Genomic DNA, 16,019 nt, shown 5'->3' with positions numbered 1-16,019 from the left:
CTGGATCCCAGACTGGGATGACAAGAAAAGGCTACTCAAATAGGAAGTACTGGAATGATACCATCTAAAAACGGCTTCTCATGATAATTAAGCTTGGTCATATGAGAAAATTAAAGAGATCTTCAATCAGATTTAAACAGCGCTTCAGCAAACTCTTTGCCAGTAAATTCCCTCAGGTCTTCTATACTTTCACCAATTCCTATAGCGTGTAATTTCACCTTATAAGCTTCTGCAAGCCCAATCACTACTCCACCTTTGGCAGTACCATCTAGCTTTGTTACAATTAACCCGGTAACACCAACCATTTTACTAAAGGCCTCTAATTGGCTATAAGCATTTTGGCCAGTAGTTGCATCAAGAACTAAAATAACATCATGAGGAGCAGTATCATCCAATTTCTTTATCGTTCTATGTATTTTTGACAGCTCTTGCATGAGATTTACATTGTTTTGTAGCCTTCCCGCTGTATCAATCAAAACAACATCAACGCTATCTTTTATCGCTTGATTTACAGCTCTATATGCCACACTTGCAGAATCGCTACCGTGCTCTCCAGTAACAATAGAGCAATCAGAACGTTCTGCCCAAATATTTAATTGCTCACTCGCAGCAGCTCTGAATGTGTCGCACGCAACAAGCATAACGGATTTTCCTTTTTCCTTATATTTATAGGCAAGTTTACCTATAGTTGTAGTTTTTCCATTACCATTCACTCCGCATACCATTATTATGTGTGGTTTTTTATTCAAAATGAGCGGCTGCACAACAGGGTTTAATATTGTTTCTATTTCGCTCATTAACTGCTGTGTGATAACGCTATGCTCAACTTCTGATTCAAATTTGATACTTGCGAGCTTATCAATAAGCAATCTAGAAGTTTTATGACCTATGTCCATGCTGATCAGCAGCTCTTCCAGATCATCTAAAAGCGACTGATCTAATTTTTTTTTGCCAGAAAAAATATTTTTTACTCCATCACTAAAACGGGAGGAGGTTTTTAATAGTCCTTGATAAAGATTACTTAATAAACTCAAGAAATACTCCTTCTAAAATTACCATATAAAGAATGACATGCACTATATGTATTTGTAAAGTAAATACACTAGTAACCTATATATTTTGTGAGTAAAATGTACCGCTTGCTAGTGTATTTTACTTTAGTTTTTAACCTAAATATGTTATAATGTAAGTAATGGTTTACGGGTAGTTCTATGAGTTATAATGAGAAAATTTTAGATCATTACGAAAATCCAAGGAATGTTGGTTCTCTGGATAAAAATGATCCAAATGTTGGTACTGGTTTAGTTGGTGCACCATCATGCGGAGATGTAATGAAACTGCAAATAAAGGTCAACGATAAAGGTGTTATTGAAGACGCAAAATTTAAAACTTTTGGTTGTGGTTCTGCTATAGCTTCAAGTTCTTTGCTTACAGAAATGATCAAAGGAAAAACTATTGAGAATGTAACAAAGATAAAGAATACTCAAATAGTGGAAGAATTGTCTTTGCCGCCAGTAAAGATACACTGTTCAGTACTTGCTGAGGATGCTATAAAAGCTGCTATTCATGATTATCAAAATAAACAAAAACATTGAGGAATATGAGTGAATTTCAAGGAGTAAATTCTGTTAAAAAACCTATCACTCTAACTGCAAATGCAGTAGAGAGGGTAAGGTTTTTATTGGACAAAAAGAAGCATGCTAACCTTGAAGAAGCAATAGGAATAAGAGTTCTAATTAAGCAAAAAGGATGCTCTGGTTTAAAATATGATATTGAATATGCATATGATGTTCGTCCTTTGGAGTCGGTAATTGAAGAAAGCTGCAGTGATGATCAAAAAGTCAAGGTGCTGATCGATCCAAAATCTATCATGTTTATCCTTGGCTCTGAAATGGATTATGTAGAGGAAAAATTCTCATCAGGTTTTATTTTCAAAAATCCTAATGAGAAAGGAAAATGTGGTTGTGGAGAGAGTTTTCATGTCTAGCAACCATTTCACATTATTTGGAATTGAACCGGCTTTTAACATCAGCTTTGATGAGCTGGAGAAAAAATATATTGAGCTAAGCAAAACTGATATAAATGAAAGAGAGTCCAAAAATATGGAAAATATCAACAAAGCTTATCAGGTACTGAAGTCACCGCTAAAGCGTGCCGAACATTTGTTGGATCTTTTTGACGTACAAAGCAAAAAAGAGCATCTTGATCCTGAAATATTAAATGAATCAATGGAAATAAGAGAATACTTTCTAGACTGCGATGATTTACAATTTGCAAGTAGGATGATTGATGAAAAGGTAAAAGATTGTACTAAAAACCTAATTAATGCTTTTGCTACAAAAAATTTTGATGAAGCTGCTACGCAAGTTTTTAGATTGAGATATTTATATAAGTCATTTGAGGAGATAAAGGAAAATGCGGCCAGTTCAAATTTCTGAACCAAGTTCAAATGAGGTAGTTTTTGGTATAGATCTTGGAACTACTAACTCTTTAATTGCCATGGTAAATAAAGCTGGCAATGTAGAAATATTTAAAGATGAGCAAGGTCGTGAACTATTACCTTCTGTCATTTCATATGAAAAGGATGTACTAAAAGTAGGCTACGATGTTGGCGAAAACGCTATCTGCTCTATAAAACGCTTAATGGGTAAAAGTGTTAAAGACTTGCATAAAGAAGGTATCAATTGTGAAATAGATAACGAAAGTGAAAAAGTTATTAGGGTAAAATGCTCAGAAGAAAAGTATCTCACTCCTATTGAGATCTCTGCTGAGATACTAAAAACTCTATGCAAGAGGGTAAAAAAATTCACAGGGATGAAAGTTAACAAAGCAGTGATTACTGTACCAGCTTATTTTGATGATTCAGCACGTAACGCAACCAAATATGCAGCAAAATTAGCTGGCATAGATGTTCTTCGCCTCATTAATGAACCAACCGCTGCAGCACTTTCTTACTCCATTGGAAAGAACAATAACAGTGGCATATATGCAGTTTATGACCTCGGTGGTGGAACATTTGACATTTCAATATTAAAATTACATCAAGGAGTGTTTCAAGTTCTTGCAGTTGGTGGTGATACTAAACTTGGTGGTGATGATTTTGATCATCTACTTAGTTTAATCGTGCTTAAAAAGTATAGAGAACAGGTAGGTTTAAATAAAAAATGCTCTAGTGTCATCCCAGTCTGGGATCCAGAAAGTTTGATTGCAAGTGAACACACCAGAAAGTTATATAATAAGAACTGGATTCCAGTGTCAAGCACTGCACCATCTGATACAACTACCTACAAATTACAACATTCATACACTAAAACTGGTATCTGCAATATACGTGCTATAAAAGAGTACCTAAGTGAAGATACCTCTGGCACTTTTGAATTCAGCATCAATGGTGAATTATTTAAGTGCAAAATTACCAAAGAAGAATTCGAGCAAGCAATCAGTCCTTTGGTTAATAAGACTATAAATATAGTTACTCGTACTATAAGCAACATAGATCTTAAAATCGATGATATAAAAGGGGTAATTTTAGTTGGTGGCGCAACTAGAGTGCCATTAGTGCAAAATTCACTAATCAAACTCTTTGACAATAAAGTGCTGAATGATGTGGATCCGGACAAAGCAGTTGCCAATGGGGCAGCTTTGCAGGCTCATTATTTAACTTCAAACTCAAAAGATAGGAATATTCTCCTTGATGTGCTGCCTTTATCACTTGGCATAGAAACTATGGGGGGAATAGTTGAAAAAATTATACCAAGAAATACACCACTACCAGTTTCAGAAATAAAAGAGTTTACAACTTACGCTAACGGGCAAACAGCAATGAAAATTCACGTTTGTCAAGGAGAACGTGAAATGATAAAAGATAATAAATCTCTAGCACGATTTGAACTCAAAGGTATACCACAATTGCCTGCAGGTTCTGCAAAAGTTGAAATAGGATTTACAGTTAGCATTGATGGAATATTGACTGTCACTGCAAGAGAAAAAACTACTGGAGTCGAACAGACAGTTGAAATAAATTCAAGCTCTGGCTTAAGTGAAGAAGATATTCAAGATATGGTCAATCAGTCAGTAAGTAACTTTGATGAAGACATGAAGGCTCGTTCCCTTGCAGAGGCTAAAATTAACGGTAACAAGCTCATACATCTAGTTGAAAATGTTTCCACTGAGCAAAAGTTAAAAATTTTACTACAGAACGCAAAAGACGCTTTACAGGAAAATGACTTAGACAACATTAATAATGCTATCTCTGAGTTAGAAAACTCTGCTTTAGAATTATGCGAATCAGCAGACAGATAGAGTTCATAAAACTTTGTGAAGTACCCTGTCAAATCTCAGAGCAATAGGTAACCTAAAATCAAACGGCAACCAATCAACTTTGCCTAATTTAAACGATAAACCAACCATGCTTACGCGCCCAACTATATTTTCAGTTGGTATTAACCCAATTTCAGAAAACCTGCTATCAAAAGAATTATTTCTATTGTCTCCCATAACAAAAAATTGATCATCAGGCACATAATAAACTGGAGTATTGTATGATAACTTATTAGAAAGATTATCTATTAGAATTTCATGCTCCTTGCCGCTCGGGAGTGTTTCGATGTATCTTGCTATATTACGCTTTGACTCATAATCAAAAAAATTTTCAATTTGTCTTCGCTTTACTTTCTGATCATTTAAATATAACTCCCCCTCTATCATTTGCACTTTATCGCCAGGTATTCCTATTACCCGCTTAACAAATCTAATGCTGTCATTTCTTGTAGGCTTGAAAACTATTATATCACCACGCTCCGGAGGGGTATAAAAGATTCTACCGCTAAAGATGTTTGGAGAAAATGGAAAAGAGTGTTTACTATAACCATATGAATATTTACTAGTAAAAATATAATCTCCCTCAAGTAGAGTGCTTTTCATTGAACCAGAAGGAATATGAAATGGCTCAAATAAAAAACTACGTATTGATAGCGCAATTAGTAGCAAAAAAAACAGTGAAGATAAAAACTTTCTCGTTCTTGCTATCCGGTTCTCTCTCAATTCTTTCAATTTTATTTTCTTTATAAATTTAAGCTTATCATAACACATAAAAGTGGTAATGTGAAATTTTACTCATGGGTGTTATTGCTCTTTTTCGAAAGTCGAAATAAGCTCTCAAGTAATTGACAGTGATTGATAACCAATAGACATCATTTGCTATGCAATATTGTATAAATCACAATGCTAGTTTTACTGAAAATTATACTATTTTAGATATAATTATAATATTTAAACTTAAGGTATAGGGATGAACCCTACAATTAGAAAGGTTTTTTGTATTCTACTTATAGTATTATTTATTTCTTTTTCTCATGTTGGAAGTGCTGCTAACTCTAATGACGATACAACTGCTCAAGTAATATGTAATATTATTGGCTACGTTTGGGGAATAGGTGGACCGCTTATGACCGTAGTGATAATAGGAGCAGCTTTACTTGCAATATTTGGTAGAATGCCGTGGCCTGCTCTTTTCGCCCTCGGTGTATTTTGCGCTGTGTTTTTTGGCGCTAAAACTATTGTCATAAAAGTAATGGGTGGTATAAACTCTACAAATGCCTCTTTTATGGAAGAATGTGGAACGGGAGATAAAAAAAAGAGTCAATAGGGCTATTGCTTTCTAAAGCAGACTTGGTGCACAGCTTCAACTATATCTTCCACTTGTGGTAATGCTTTCTTTTCTAGGTTTGCAGCATAAGGTAAGGGGACATCCTTGCCGGTTACCCTTACGACCGGAGCGTCAAGGTAGTCAAATCCTTGTTCCATAACCATGGCTGAGAGTTCTGCTCCTATTCCTGCAAATGGCCAACCCTCTTCTATGCTTACTAATCTATTGGTCTTCTTAATAGAGTTAATAACTGTTTCAGTGTCAAGTGGTCTTAAGGTTCTGAGGTCGATAACTTCAGCTTCTATTCCTTCACTAGAGAGTAAATCTGCTGCATTTAACGCATCCATTAGTTTCAATGAAAAAGCAGTGATAGTTACATCCTTTCCTTCCCGTATAACAGCAGCTTTGCCTATCTCAAGTAGATAATCTTTATTTGATAGCTCAGAGTCAGGAACTTCATGCTCATGTCCATAAGCGATCTCGTTTTCTAGAAATATTACCGGATTAGGGTCACGAATTGCAGCTTTAAGCAGACCTCTGCAATCGGAGGCAAAGTAAGGTGCTATTACTTTCAACCCTGGAACATGCGAATACCAAGATGCAAAGCACTGAGAATGTTGTGCTGCAACTCTTGCTGCAGCACCATTTGGTCCACGAAATACTATAGGGCATCCAAGTTGTCCACCCGACATATAATTTGTTTTTGCTGCGGAATTCACAATTTGGTCGATAGCCTGCATAGAAAAATTAAAAGTCATAAACTCGACTATTGGCCTCAGTCCAGCAAATGCTGCTCCAACAGCAAGACCAGCAAATCCATGTTCAGTAATGGGTGTATCAACTACCCTATTTTCTCCAAACTCTTTCAGTAATCCTTTCGTTACTTTATAAGCACCATCATACTCTGCAACTTCTTCACCCATGATAAATATATCAGGGTCATTTTGCATTTCTTCTCTGATCGCTGTGCATAAAGCTTCTCTTACACTTAAGATTGCCATTTGTAAACCTGTAGATTTCAACTGAAATAACTATATCAAAATTACCAGGAAGCGCACAAGTTAAGTTTTACAAGCATCATGTTGCATTGAGCATTGAATACTTACTTCTTTTAATTCAGTAGGTTGCGGTGATAGTGCGTATGTAACTCCACCGACTATCAATGAAGACATCACAGAAGTTGCAATCATCAATAGAATTGGTAATTGGAAGGCTATACTAAAGGCAACACCTACTGTCAACATGATTGCAAAGTTTACAGAAGCAATTTTTAAGAAAGACAGTTGTCTTTTTTCTGTTTTTTCTAGTAATACTTTATTTGCTTTGGTTTTGCTTAATTCACTATTAAGTGTTGTATTCTCGTTTTCCAGATCTTTTATTTTTTGCTTTAGTGATTGATTCTCTTTACTGAGCTTATCAACTATTTCTAACCGAGTCTCATGTCCAGCTACGTCACTCTTTGATTTTTCTAGTTCTTTCTCAACATGTTTTAATTCTTTACCTGGCTTTTCTAACTTCCGAATTTGGCTATCTTTCAACTGAACTTGAGTTTGCAGGCTTTCTAAAGTTTGGTTATCAACTTCATTAGCTGCCCCGTCGTAATTTATTTCGGAGTAGGAAGAAGTATCAAACGTAGTTTCAAGTGCTAAACCGTTGTCGTCACTACTAACGCTTTCACCAATAGGAGTCTGTTTACCACTATATGTAACACTTCCTCTTTGCGGTGACTCAAATTTTTCTACCATATTCTTAACACCAGCATGTAAGTATTGCTCACTTACTATACTGTCACTACTTTCGCACGTCACAGGAGCCTGTTCACCACTACGTATGGTATTGTATTGTTTCACAGAATTTATAACATCTGCTGATACATCAGTTTTTTTCTCATGCTTTGTATAAAAATTTTGTTCTGCTTTCTTTAACATTTCCTCTATAGCTTCTTTATTCTCTGTATTACCAACTATCTCTCTTGGAGTCTTATTTTTACTTTTTAATGAAGGATTGACTCGATTGTCATTTAGTAACCGTTTTACCATGTCTTTATGTCCACAAGAAGCAGCAATATGCAAAGCAGTTAGCCCATCATTTTTAGAACCATCTTTTACTCGAGCGCTAACACTTGCTTTCTTTTTCATTAGAAATTCCGCTATCAAAAGATTGTTGCATGCTGCAGCAAGATGTAACAACGTCCAATCTTCTGCAGCTTCTTCTGAAAATTTTATACTAAATTGATGTTCTTTACTAAAATTTTTACTAAACTTGTTGTACTCTCCTGCATCTTTTCCTTTTAACTCATTCTTTATTCTTTCAAGTAAATTATCTTCATCCAAACCTCCACTTTTACTTACCTCATTTATTATTTCAAAAAACTTCTCCTTCTCTATTGCCACAACCTTTCCCTCTCAATTTATTTTTATCACTGCATAATCTCACAAAAAAGTTAAATTTATCAAAATTCTATATTTTATATAAAATAAAATTTCCTGTTTCCAAAAATTGGTAAGCATGTTTTTGATGAGATTGTAGAAAACATACTTTTATGACACCATTTGTTGTACGAACTAACTTGGCGAAAACAGATGTTCATATAGTTGTGTGGCAAAATGTTTTGCACTAGTTATGCTACTTCGTTTTCCATAACAGTTAAAAAAATTAGTAGCAAGTTGTTGTGAGTTTATGTATTTTGAGGCTATAATGGTCAAAGGTACATGAAGTATGATCAGAGTTAAAGGTGCAAGAGAGCATAATTTGCAGGGTATTGATGTCAATATACCAAAAAATAAGTTAGTTGTTATAACTGGACTAAGTGGTTCTGGTAAGTCTAGCCTTGCATTCGATACGATTTATGCAGAAGGCCAACGCCGATACGTCGAAAGTCTATCGGCTTATGCACGTCAATTTCTTAATATTCAAGATAAACCAGATGTTGAGTCAATCACAGGCCTCTCTCCTGCAATATCAATTAATCAAAAGTCGATCTCAAAAAATCCAAGATCAACTGTTGGAACCGTTACTGAAATTTACGATTATGTACGTTTGATATATGCACGAGTGGGAATACCTTATTCGCCTGTAACTGGGTTGCCAATAACGAAACAGGCTGTATCTCAAATTGTAGATACTATTATAGCATTACCTTTAGAAACTAAAATATATATACTTGCTCCTATTGTGCGTGGCAGAAAAGGAGAGCACTTCAAAGAGATATTGGAAATTAAAAAGCAGGGTTACGTGAGACTAAAAATAGATGGTGAAACATACAATATAGATGACTTGCCTAAACTCGACAAAAACAAGAAACATGATATTTTTGTTATTGCAGATAGAATCTCCATGTCAGATGATATAGGAAATCGACTACCAGGCAGTATAGAATCAGCATTGAGGCTGGGCCATGGCTTAATGTATGCAGAAATAGTGAACTTACCTGATAACCACAATTCCGAGTATAAAAATGGTCAAACTTTAACTTTCTCAGAGAATTTTGCATGTCCTGAGTCTGGCTTTACTCTTGAAGAAATAGAGCCAAGATTGTTTTCTTTTAACAGCCCCTACGGTGCATGCAGTTCATGCAGTGGGCTCGGTAAAAAACTAAGTGTTGATGCAAAGCTAATAGTGCCAGACGAAACGCTCTCGATATCTGAAGGTGCTTTAAAGCCAATTGGATCAATGTTCCGTCAAGTGCATACAAACTATGGATTGCTAAAAAATGCAATTCTATCACTGGCTGAAAATTGCAAATTTAGCCTTGATGTTCCGTGGAAGAATATAGACCAAAAAGTGAAGGATTTAATACTTTTTGGCTCTAGAGAAATGAAATTTCAAGGTTTGGTCAGTATCCTAGAACGCCAGATGGATTACGATGCATCACTTATTGATAGGTATTGTTCTGTTACTGACTGCAAAGAATGTGCTGGCTATAGATTGAGAAAAGAAGCACTTACAGTGAAAATTGACGAAAAACATATAGGTGAAATATCAAGGCTCAGCATCGATGAATCCCTTAAGTGGTTTGGAAATTTATCAGACAAACTTACAGAACAACAAAGGCAAATTTCAAATAAAATATTAAACGAAATAATCAAAAGGCTGACATTTTTAAAGAATGTAGGGCTAAATTACCTTACACTTGACCGTGAATCTAGCACTCTCTCTGGTGGTGAAAGCCAGAGGATCAGGCTTGCTTCGCAAATTGGCTCTGGTTTAACAGGAGTGCTATACGTGCTTGATGAGCCCTCAATTGGCCTTCATCAATGTGATAATGATCGATTAATTACCACACTTAAAAATCTGAGAGACATGGGTAATACTGTGATTGTTGTTGAACATGATGAAGACACAATAATGGCTGCTGATTATGTGATTGATATTGGTCCTGGAGCTGGCGTGAATGGAGGAAAAATCGTTGCAGAAGGAACACCAGATCAGGTACAAAAAAATTCAGAAAGCATAACAGGACAGTATTTAAGTGGAAAGAAGGAAATTTCAATTTCAAAAAGAAGAAAGCAAACAACTCAGTTCATAAAGGTAGTTAATGCTTGTGAGAACAACTTAAAAAATATAAATGTTGAATTTCCTATAGGGAATTTTATTTGTGTTACTGGAATATCAGGAGGAGGGAAATCAAGTTTAGTGATAGAAACATTATATAAATATTCAGCACACAAGATAAATCATTCATCTGCAAGGCATGGTCAATGCGACAAAATAGAAGGCCTTGAGTATATAGATAAAATTATAGAAGTTGATCAATCGCCAATTGGTAGGACCCCAGCATCAAATCCAGCAACATATGTTGGTATGTTTACTCACATCAGAAATTGGTTTGCAGGTCTCCCAGAGTCGAAGGCACGAGGTTACAATATAGGCCGATTTTCATTTAATACCAAGGGAGGAAGATGTGAAGCTTGTAAAGGTGATGGGCATTTAAAGATCGAGATGCATTTCCTACCGGACGTTTATGTGAAATGTGAGCAATGTAGAGGACAGAGGTATAACCGAGAAACATTGGAAGTTACTTACAAGGGAAAATCAATTTCTGATGTGCTTGATATGACAATAGATCAAGCATGTGACTTTTTTGAAAATCTTCCAATGATAAAGGAAAAGTTGATTTCTTTACAGGAAGTAGGGCTTGGCTATATAACGCTTGGACAGTCGTCAACAACGTTGTCCGGGGGTGAAGCACAACGAATAAAGCTGTCTAAGGAACTATCAAAGCGATTTACCGGGAAAACATTGTATATTCTCGATGAGCCAACAACTGGGTTACATTTTGAAGATGTAAATAATTTACTGAAAATACTCCATAGGCTAGTTGATTTAGGAAATACTGTTATAGTTATTGAGCACAATTTACATGTTATAAAAACTGCTGATTACATAATAGATATTGGTCCAGAGGGTGGAGTAAAAGGTGGCGAAGTGGTTGCTGTAGGAACTCCAGAAAAAGTTGCACAGACTCCAAAAAGCGTTACAGGCAAGTATCTTAAAACATATTTATTGGATCAAGTATCGACTATTTCTTAATAATTAGGTTATGAGGAGCATTTTAAAAGGTATACCTAACATATTTAATTCATGAATCTTCTCTTATTAAAAAAAGCTACAGATCTCATATTTCCAAACGTATGCGTAAGTTGTGAACGTATAATTGATAAAAGTTATGATTTATGTAGTGAATGCAATAAAAAAATCAATTTTTTAACTAAGCATTACTGTAATGTTTGTGGTGTAGTAATTCCAGATAACATTGATACATGTGGTAAATGCATCAGTAACCCTTCACCATTTAAAGTATTAAGATCAGTTTTTGCTTATGATGAACATAGCAAAAATATGATTATAAATTTTAAATTTTTTGATAATTTAAATTATGTGAAAGTCTATGCAAAGTGGATGTACAAAGCTAACAAAGACATGTTTCAAAATGCAGAGGTCATAGTTCCCATACCGCTACATAAAATACGCTTATTTAAACGTAAATATAATCAAGCAGCATTGCTCGCGAAGGAATTAAGTAAGTTATCTAATTTATCTTATACACCATTTGCAATAAAACGTATTCGTCACACCAAACCTCAAGCTGGTCTTTCACTTAAACAGCGTGAAAAAAATTTGAAAAATACTTTTAAAGTAAGTAACAGCGAAATTATCAAAAACAAAATCGTGATATTGGTTGATGATGTAGTAACAACTGGCGCAACCGCAAGGTCTTGCTCTCAGGAAATTTTAAACTCTGGTGCAAGAGAAGTGAGAGTGCTATCGCTTGCAAGAACTGTATGAAAATCAGCTTTAAGGTATAATTTTCATTTTTGAAAACTGTTTAGTGTCTTAGTACTAACTTCTGTATCATTCCTCTTAAAAAAAAGTCTAGTTATAGTGTATACGGAGTCTATAATTATAGCTCTTTTTCTAATAGTTCGAATAGCTGAATATTCTTTCTGGCTCAATTTTTTATAACAAACCAATGGTTTGATTAAAATCAGGAGAATATGGAGGCAGATATATAACTTCAGCACCGACACTTTTAACAAAGTCACTTATTTTCTATGAAAAGTTGCATTATCCAAAATCACCCAGCAAAAAGCTTGAACTAGCTATTAAAAACGTCTGTATCGCAATAGCCTTCAAAAATCATAGGCGCCATAATTTTTCCCTTATTCAAAGCTGCAATCATATTTTTGAATACTCACTGCATTCAGAAAAAAATAGGTACATGCTAGTGTAATAGCACTGGATGTAATAATTGGAACAAGTAAAAAAGCCTCTATTAGTTTTCTTATAGAGCTGGCTGGTTTAATGCTGTTATTATTCAATGATGCAAAATAATTTTCACTAAGGTTGGCCATCCATTTTGCGCCAGATAAGACCCTCTCACTATTTTTTTTAGATAAGTTGACTTGTATTTGCTTTCCCATGTTTATAATTATGCTAATAATAAATATGATAAGATCAATATAAATTTTTTACTTCCGTGTTTTTTCTATTGTTGTTTATAATGACTATAGTTACATCACATATTTCTTTCAATTAAATGGATCAGTTATTTATTGCAAATCACTGACTTTTTCAATGGTTTCTTTTTTTAAATAATTCCTAAAAATGTGTTTACTTTTGTTTGTAATTGTGTAGTAACTGCAACGTAAAGTTATAGGAGGTAAAGATGGATTTTGAAAATCTGAAAAAGATATTAAGTGCAATTGATAAAGATGCAAGTGTAAATAAAGATAACGTAATTAATAAAATAAAAGAGGTATTGCGAAGGGAAGATACAATAGCGTATCAAGAGTGGGAAAATAAAAATTTTAGTATAAATCATACATTCATCCAAAGTGATCCTGATGCCGAATTTACATTATTAATTGCAGCTGCAGCAGCTGGCTGTAAGGATTTAGTGAATGTTTTATTAGATAGGCATGTGGATGTTCATGTAGAAGGTGAAAATAGAGAGACTGCTTTGCATCATGCCGTTTATAGTCGATGTGTAGGTGTAGTAAATGCTCTACTAAAAAAAGGTGCTGATGTTAATGTAAAAGACAGAAGTGGTAGTACTCCTTTGCATTATGCTACTATATATAAATTCATAGATGTAGTAAATGTTCTACTAAAAACAGGTGCTGATGTGAATGTAAAAGACAGAAGTGGTAGTACTCCTTTGCATTATGCTACTATATATAAATTCATAGATGTAGTAAATGTTCTACTAAAAACAGGTGCAGATATTAATGTAAAAGATGAAAATGGTAGTACTCCTTTGCATTATGCTGCTAAAAATGGCTATTTAGAGATAGTAGATGCTCTGTTAGCTGAAGGCGCAAGTGTTCATGTAAAAGATAGAAATGGTAGTACTCCTTTGCATTATGCTGCTAAAAATGGCTATTTAGAGATAGTAGATGCTCTACTAGACAGAGGTGCAGATGTTTATGAAAAAGATAGTTTGCAGAAAACTCCTTTGTATTATGCCATTATAAATCACCAAGAAGATATGGTAGAGAGTATAAAAGGGTTTTTAAAAAATAAAGTAGTTCAAGGTAGTGTAGTTGTTGGTGGCTTAGTTGCCATGTTAGGGAATTTTGTAACATCGACGCTTTTTATAACCGAGACAATGGAAATTACATTAACATCTGTTACGGCAGCAATAGCTGTATCTGCATCAACATCATTAACATCTGGTTATGCTAAATATCTAATGTCAAAATTCGATAACGAAATAAAAGAAATAAAAGAGCGACAAAACATAATGGAAGAGCGGCAAAGCTTAACAGGAGAGTGGCAAAATGTGAATCTACAAAGCATATGTATACATAATGCTCTTTCGTAAATTTTTACTTCCGCACTTCTTTAGTGTTGCTTATAATAACTATAGATTTAGATCTTAATTAGAGGCTTTAATTACCTACTTTAAGTTATTGAATTTCTTATCATAGCATCTATCATTCCAGTACCCTGGAATGATAGAAAAAGAACACTGAATTAAAAATACAACATACCATCTTATATCTTAATACTGCATAATACCTCGATCATAGATTGATTAAGGATGCCTTAAGTTAGTCTTGCTTTACTATGAAAAGCTTGTACTCTTTAAATGTATTATTTATAAATTAACTGTTTATAAGCTAAAATATGTCTAATAGAGCTAATATAACTTTTTTTATAGCTGGTGCTATTGCTTCCCTTACATTAATTACATCTGGAGTTTTTGCTGTAGCTCCTTACGTTGCATTTTTATCTTCAGTTGCAGCTTTAAATATAGCTCCCCCTGTTATTTTTATTTTATTTGCGCTTTCTGCAGTAGTAATTGTGTTTTCATATAAAATGATTAAACAAAATAAAAAATCTCAAGAAAACTCGAAAGCTGAAGTCGAAGAGCCGAATAAAGGGTTAAGGAAAGAAGAAAATAAGCTAACTCCAATTAAAGAAGAATTAGAAGATGGAAAGGATAAAGAAAATAAATACGGGTTTAGTGATCTAGAAGAAAAAGTTCATAGAATTTCAGAGAATTTTGTAACGAAAGATGAAGTGAATGGGTTAAAAAAAGAGGTTAGTGATCTTTCTGCAAGGTTAATTAATAGTCCTGCAACAAAAAATGAAGTAGAAGCAAAGCTGAATATGGAATTTTACGCAAAAGATGAAGAAAGAGGGTGGAATACAACATTTAGTGATATTATATTACCAAATGACATAAAAGAAAAGTTGAGAGGAATTTGTGAGTCAAAAAGCGGAGGATATCTCTTGTACGGTCCACCAGGAACTGGTAAGACTAGTATTAGTAAGGCAATTGCAAATCAAACTAAATCTCTGTTTGCGTTTATGTCTGTTTCTGCGTCTTGCTTGTCTAGTCAAAGGAATATAGATCAAGTTTTTGAGAAAGCAGAGACAAACAGTCCTTGTATGATTTTTATAGATGAGATTGACGGAGTTGGTAAAAAGCGAACTGTTAATGAGGATGCAGGGCCTTTAACTTATTTACTCACTAAATTGGATAAAGAGTTTTTATCCTCAAAAAATATAACGGTGATTGCTGCAACTAATCATAAGGATCATTTAGATACTGCGTTTACTAGGGGTGGTCGTTTGGAGTGTATTGAGGTTCCTGGGCTGGATAAAGAAAGTACACGTAGGGGAATACTACAAGAATATCTCAAAGAATTAAGCCCTCTAAATATTGAAACTATTGTAAAGAGTACTAATGGTTTTTCACCAGCAAATCTGATTGGTTTAGCCAAGTATATACGAGAGGAGAAAAGTAAAGGCAAAAGCACTCCTATTTTCACTTTATGTGAAAGATTTAAGAAGGAACATAACATTGAAGATAAGAAGAATGAGAAACATAGTAACGGAAAAACTAAAAACAAGGATACAAGGCTATCATCTGGAAGCTTATCTAGAAGTTCATCAGTAAGCTCTTCATTGAGTGATGTATCTTCTCGAGGAAGTAAGTGGCAAATCGAGGAATAAAGAGAATTACTACACAGTCTGGGATGACGTCATGCAAGTCGAATCATGTCATTCCAGTGCTTGACAATAGTTTTTATCCAGAAGGGTCATTGAACTTCTAAAAGGGTGTCATTCCAGTACTGGAATCTAGGAATTTTTTGAGCACGCAAGTTATGCCAAGTTTTTTGTTGGTAAGAAAGGCTGGATCCCAGTACTGGGATGACAGGAAGAGGGCTACTCGGGTGACATCGAAGGGGCTACTTGCATGACAACAAAGGGGCTTGCTTGCATAACTCAAATTCAAAGAAAAATCATTTAATGTCATTCCAGCGCGTGACGCTGGAATTCAGAAATAAAGAACAATGGATCCCAGTGTCAGCTACTCGGATGACAGGAAAAGGGCTACTCGGATTACATCCTTTTTTTC

The 16,019-nt window shown here is 34.7% G+C and carries 13 protein-coding genes and 1 pseudogene; 9 read left to right on the top strand and 5 right to left on the bottom strand.

From position 1 onward, the window contains the following. Positions 1-122 precede the first annotated feature (122 nt). Positions 123-1,034: a signal recognition particle-docking protein FtsY gene (ftsY, locus tag OOL05_RS03285; RefSeq protein ID WP_264730779.1), complete on the bottom strand. Its 912-nt coding sequence runs from the start codon at positions 1,032-1,034 to the stop codon at positions 123-125. A gap of 177 nt (positions 1,035-1,211) precedes the next feature. Between ftsY and iscU the strand changes: the two genes are divergently transcribed. From iscU to OOL05_RS03265, 4 genes are read left to right on the top strand one after another with little or no spacing between them, the layout of a single operon-like run. Beyond that, on the top strand, positions 1,212-1,595 hold the full coding sequence (iscU, locus tag OOL05_RS03280; RefSeq protein WP_007302620.1) for a Fe-S cluster assembly scaffold IscU: 384 nt from the start codon (positions 1,212-1,214) through the stop codon (positions 1,593-1,595). 5 nt (positions 1,596-1,600) lie between these two features. Continuing rightward, entirely contained in the window at positions 1,601-1,987 is a 387-nt protein-coding gene (locus tag OOL05_RS03275) for a HesB/IscA family protein (protein ID WP_006012614.1), read from the top strand. Next, positions 1,980-2,438, top strand: a complete 459-nt coding sequence (locus tag OOL05_RS03270; RefSeq protein WP_006012616.1) for an iron-sulfur cluster co-chaperone HscB C-terminal domain-containing protein — start codon at positions 1,980-1,982, stop codon at positions 2,436-2,438. Before OOL05_RS03275 ends, OOL05_RS03270 begins: the two co-directional genes overlap by 8 nt. Then, on the top strand, positions 2,416-4,302 hold the full coding sequence (locus tag OOL05_RS03265; RefSeq protein ID WP_264730778.1) for an Hsp70 family protein: 1,887 nt from the start codon (positions 2,416-2,418) through the stop codon (positions 4,300-4,302). The genes OOL05_RS03270 and OOL05_RS03265 overlap by 23 nt, the downstream gene beginning before the upstream one ends. Before the next feature lie 3 nt (positions 4,303-4,305). Here the strand turns inward: OOL05_RS03265 and lepB are convergent, their stop codons facing one another. Next, positions 4,306-5,091, bottom strand: a complete 786-nt coding sequence (gene lepB / locus OOL05_RS03260) for a signal peptidase I (protein WP_064085447.1) — start codon at positions 5,089-5,091, stop codon at positions 4,306-4,308. Between the two features lie 199 nt (positions 5,092-5,290). Here lepB and OOL05_RS03255 point away from each other — a divergent pair, with 199 nt between their 5' ends. Continuing rightward, entirely contained in the window at positions 5,291-5,647 is a 357-nt protein-coding gene (locus OOL05_RS03255) for a TrbC/VirB2 family protein (protein ID WP_007302624.1), read from the top strand. A gap of 2 nt (positions 5,648-5,649) precedes the next feature. Here the strand turns inward: OOL05_RS03255 and OOL05_RS03250 are convergent, their stop codons facing one another. Beyond that, positions 5,650-6,648 carry a pyruvate dehydrogenase complex E1 component subunit beta gene (locus tag OOL05_RS03250; protein WP_064085448.1) on the bottom strand — a complete coding sequence of 333 codons (999 nt, stop codon included), beginning with the start codon at positions 6,646-6,648 and terminating at the stop codon, positions 5,650-5,652. Between the two features lie 60 nt (positions 6,649-6,708). Further along, positions 6,709-8,040, bottom strand: coding sequence for an ankyrin repeat domain-containing protein (locus OOL05_RS03245; protein WP_264375492.1), 1,332 nt, complete (start codon positions 8,038-8,040; stop codon positions 6,709-6,711). A gap of 325 nt (positions 8,041-8,365) precedes the next feature. On the opposite strand from OOL05_RS03245, the gene uvrA reads away from it, so the two are divergent. Both uvrA and OOL05_RS03235 read left to right on the top strand, forming a co-directional pair. Then, positions 8,366-11,179: an excinuclease ABC subunit UvrA gene (uvrA, locus tag OOL05_RS03240; protein WP_010405033.1), complete on the top strand. Its 2,814-nt coding sequence runs from the start codon at positions 8,366-8,368 to the stop codon at positions 11,177-11,179. 51 nt (positions 11,180-11,230) lie between these two features. Next, positions 11,231-11,935 (top strand): ComF family protein, encoded by a 705-nt coding sequence (locus OOL05_RS03235; RefSeq protein ID WP_010405036.1) that lies wholly within the window; start codon positions 11,231-11,233, stop codon positions 11,933-11,935. Positions 11,936-12,101: 166 nt separating this feature from the next. On the opposite strand, the pseudogene OOL05_RS03230 reads toward OOL05_RS03235, so the two are convergent. Then, positions 12,102-12,332, bottom strand: a pseudogene (locus OOL05_RS03230) (transposase); the annotation flags it as partial. Between the two features lie 483 nt (positions 12,333-12,815). Between OOL05_RS03230 and OOL05_RS03225 the strand changes: the two are divergent. Both OOL05_RS03225 and OOL05_RS03220 read left to right on the top strand, forming a co-directional pair. Beyond that, positions 12,816-13,973: an ankyrin repeat domain-containing protein gene (locus OOL05_RS03225; RefSeq protein ID WP_264730777.1), complete on the top strand. Its 1,158-nt coding sequence runs from the start codon at positions 12,816-12,818 to the stop codon at positions 13,971-13,973. A 305-nt stretch (positions 13,974-14,278) separates the two neighbouring features. After that, positions 14,279-15,613, top strand: a complete 1,335-nt coding sequence (locus OOL05_RS03220; RefSeq protein ID WP_264730776.1) for an AAA family ATPase — start codon at positions 14,279-14,281, stop codon at positions 15,611-15,613. Positions 15,614-16,019 lie beyond the last annotated feature (406 nt).

Origin of the sequence: Wolbachia endosymbiont (group B) of Episyrphus balteatus, assembly GCF_947250575.1 — a bacterium.
GTDB lineage: Bacteria > Pseudomonadota > Alphaproteobacteria > Rickettsiales > Anaplasmataceae > Wolbachia.
Note: the sequence above shows the minus strand (reverse complement) of the source record. Positions and strands in the feature narration are given on the sequence as shown.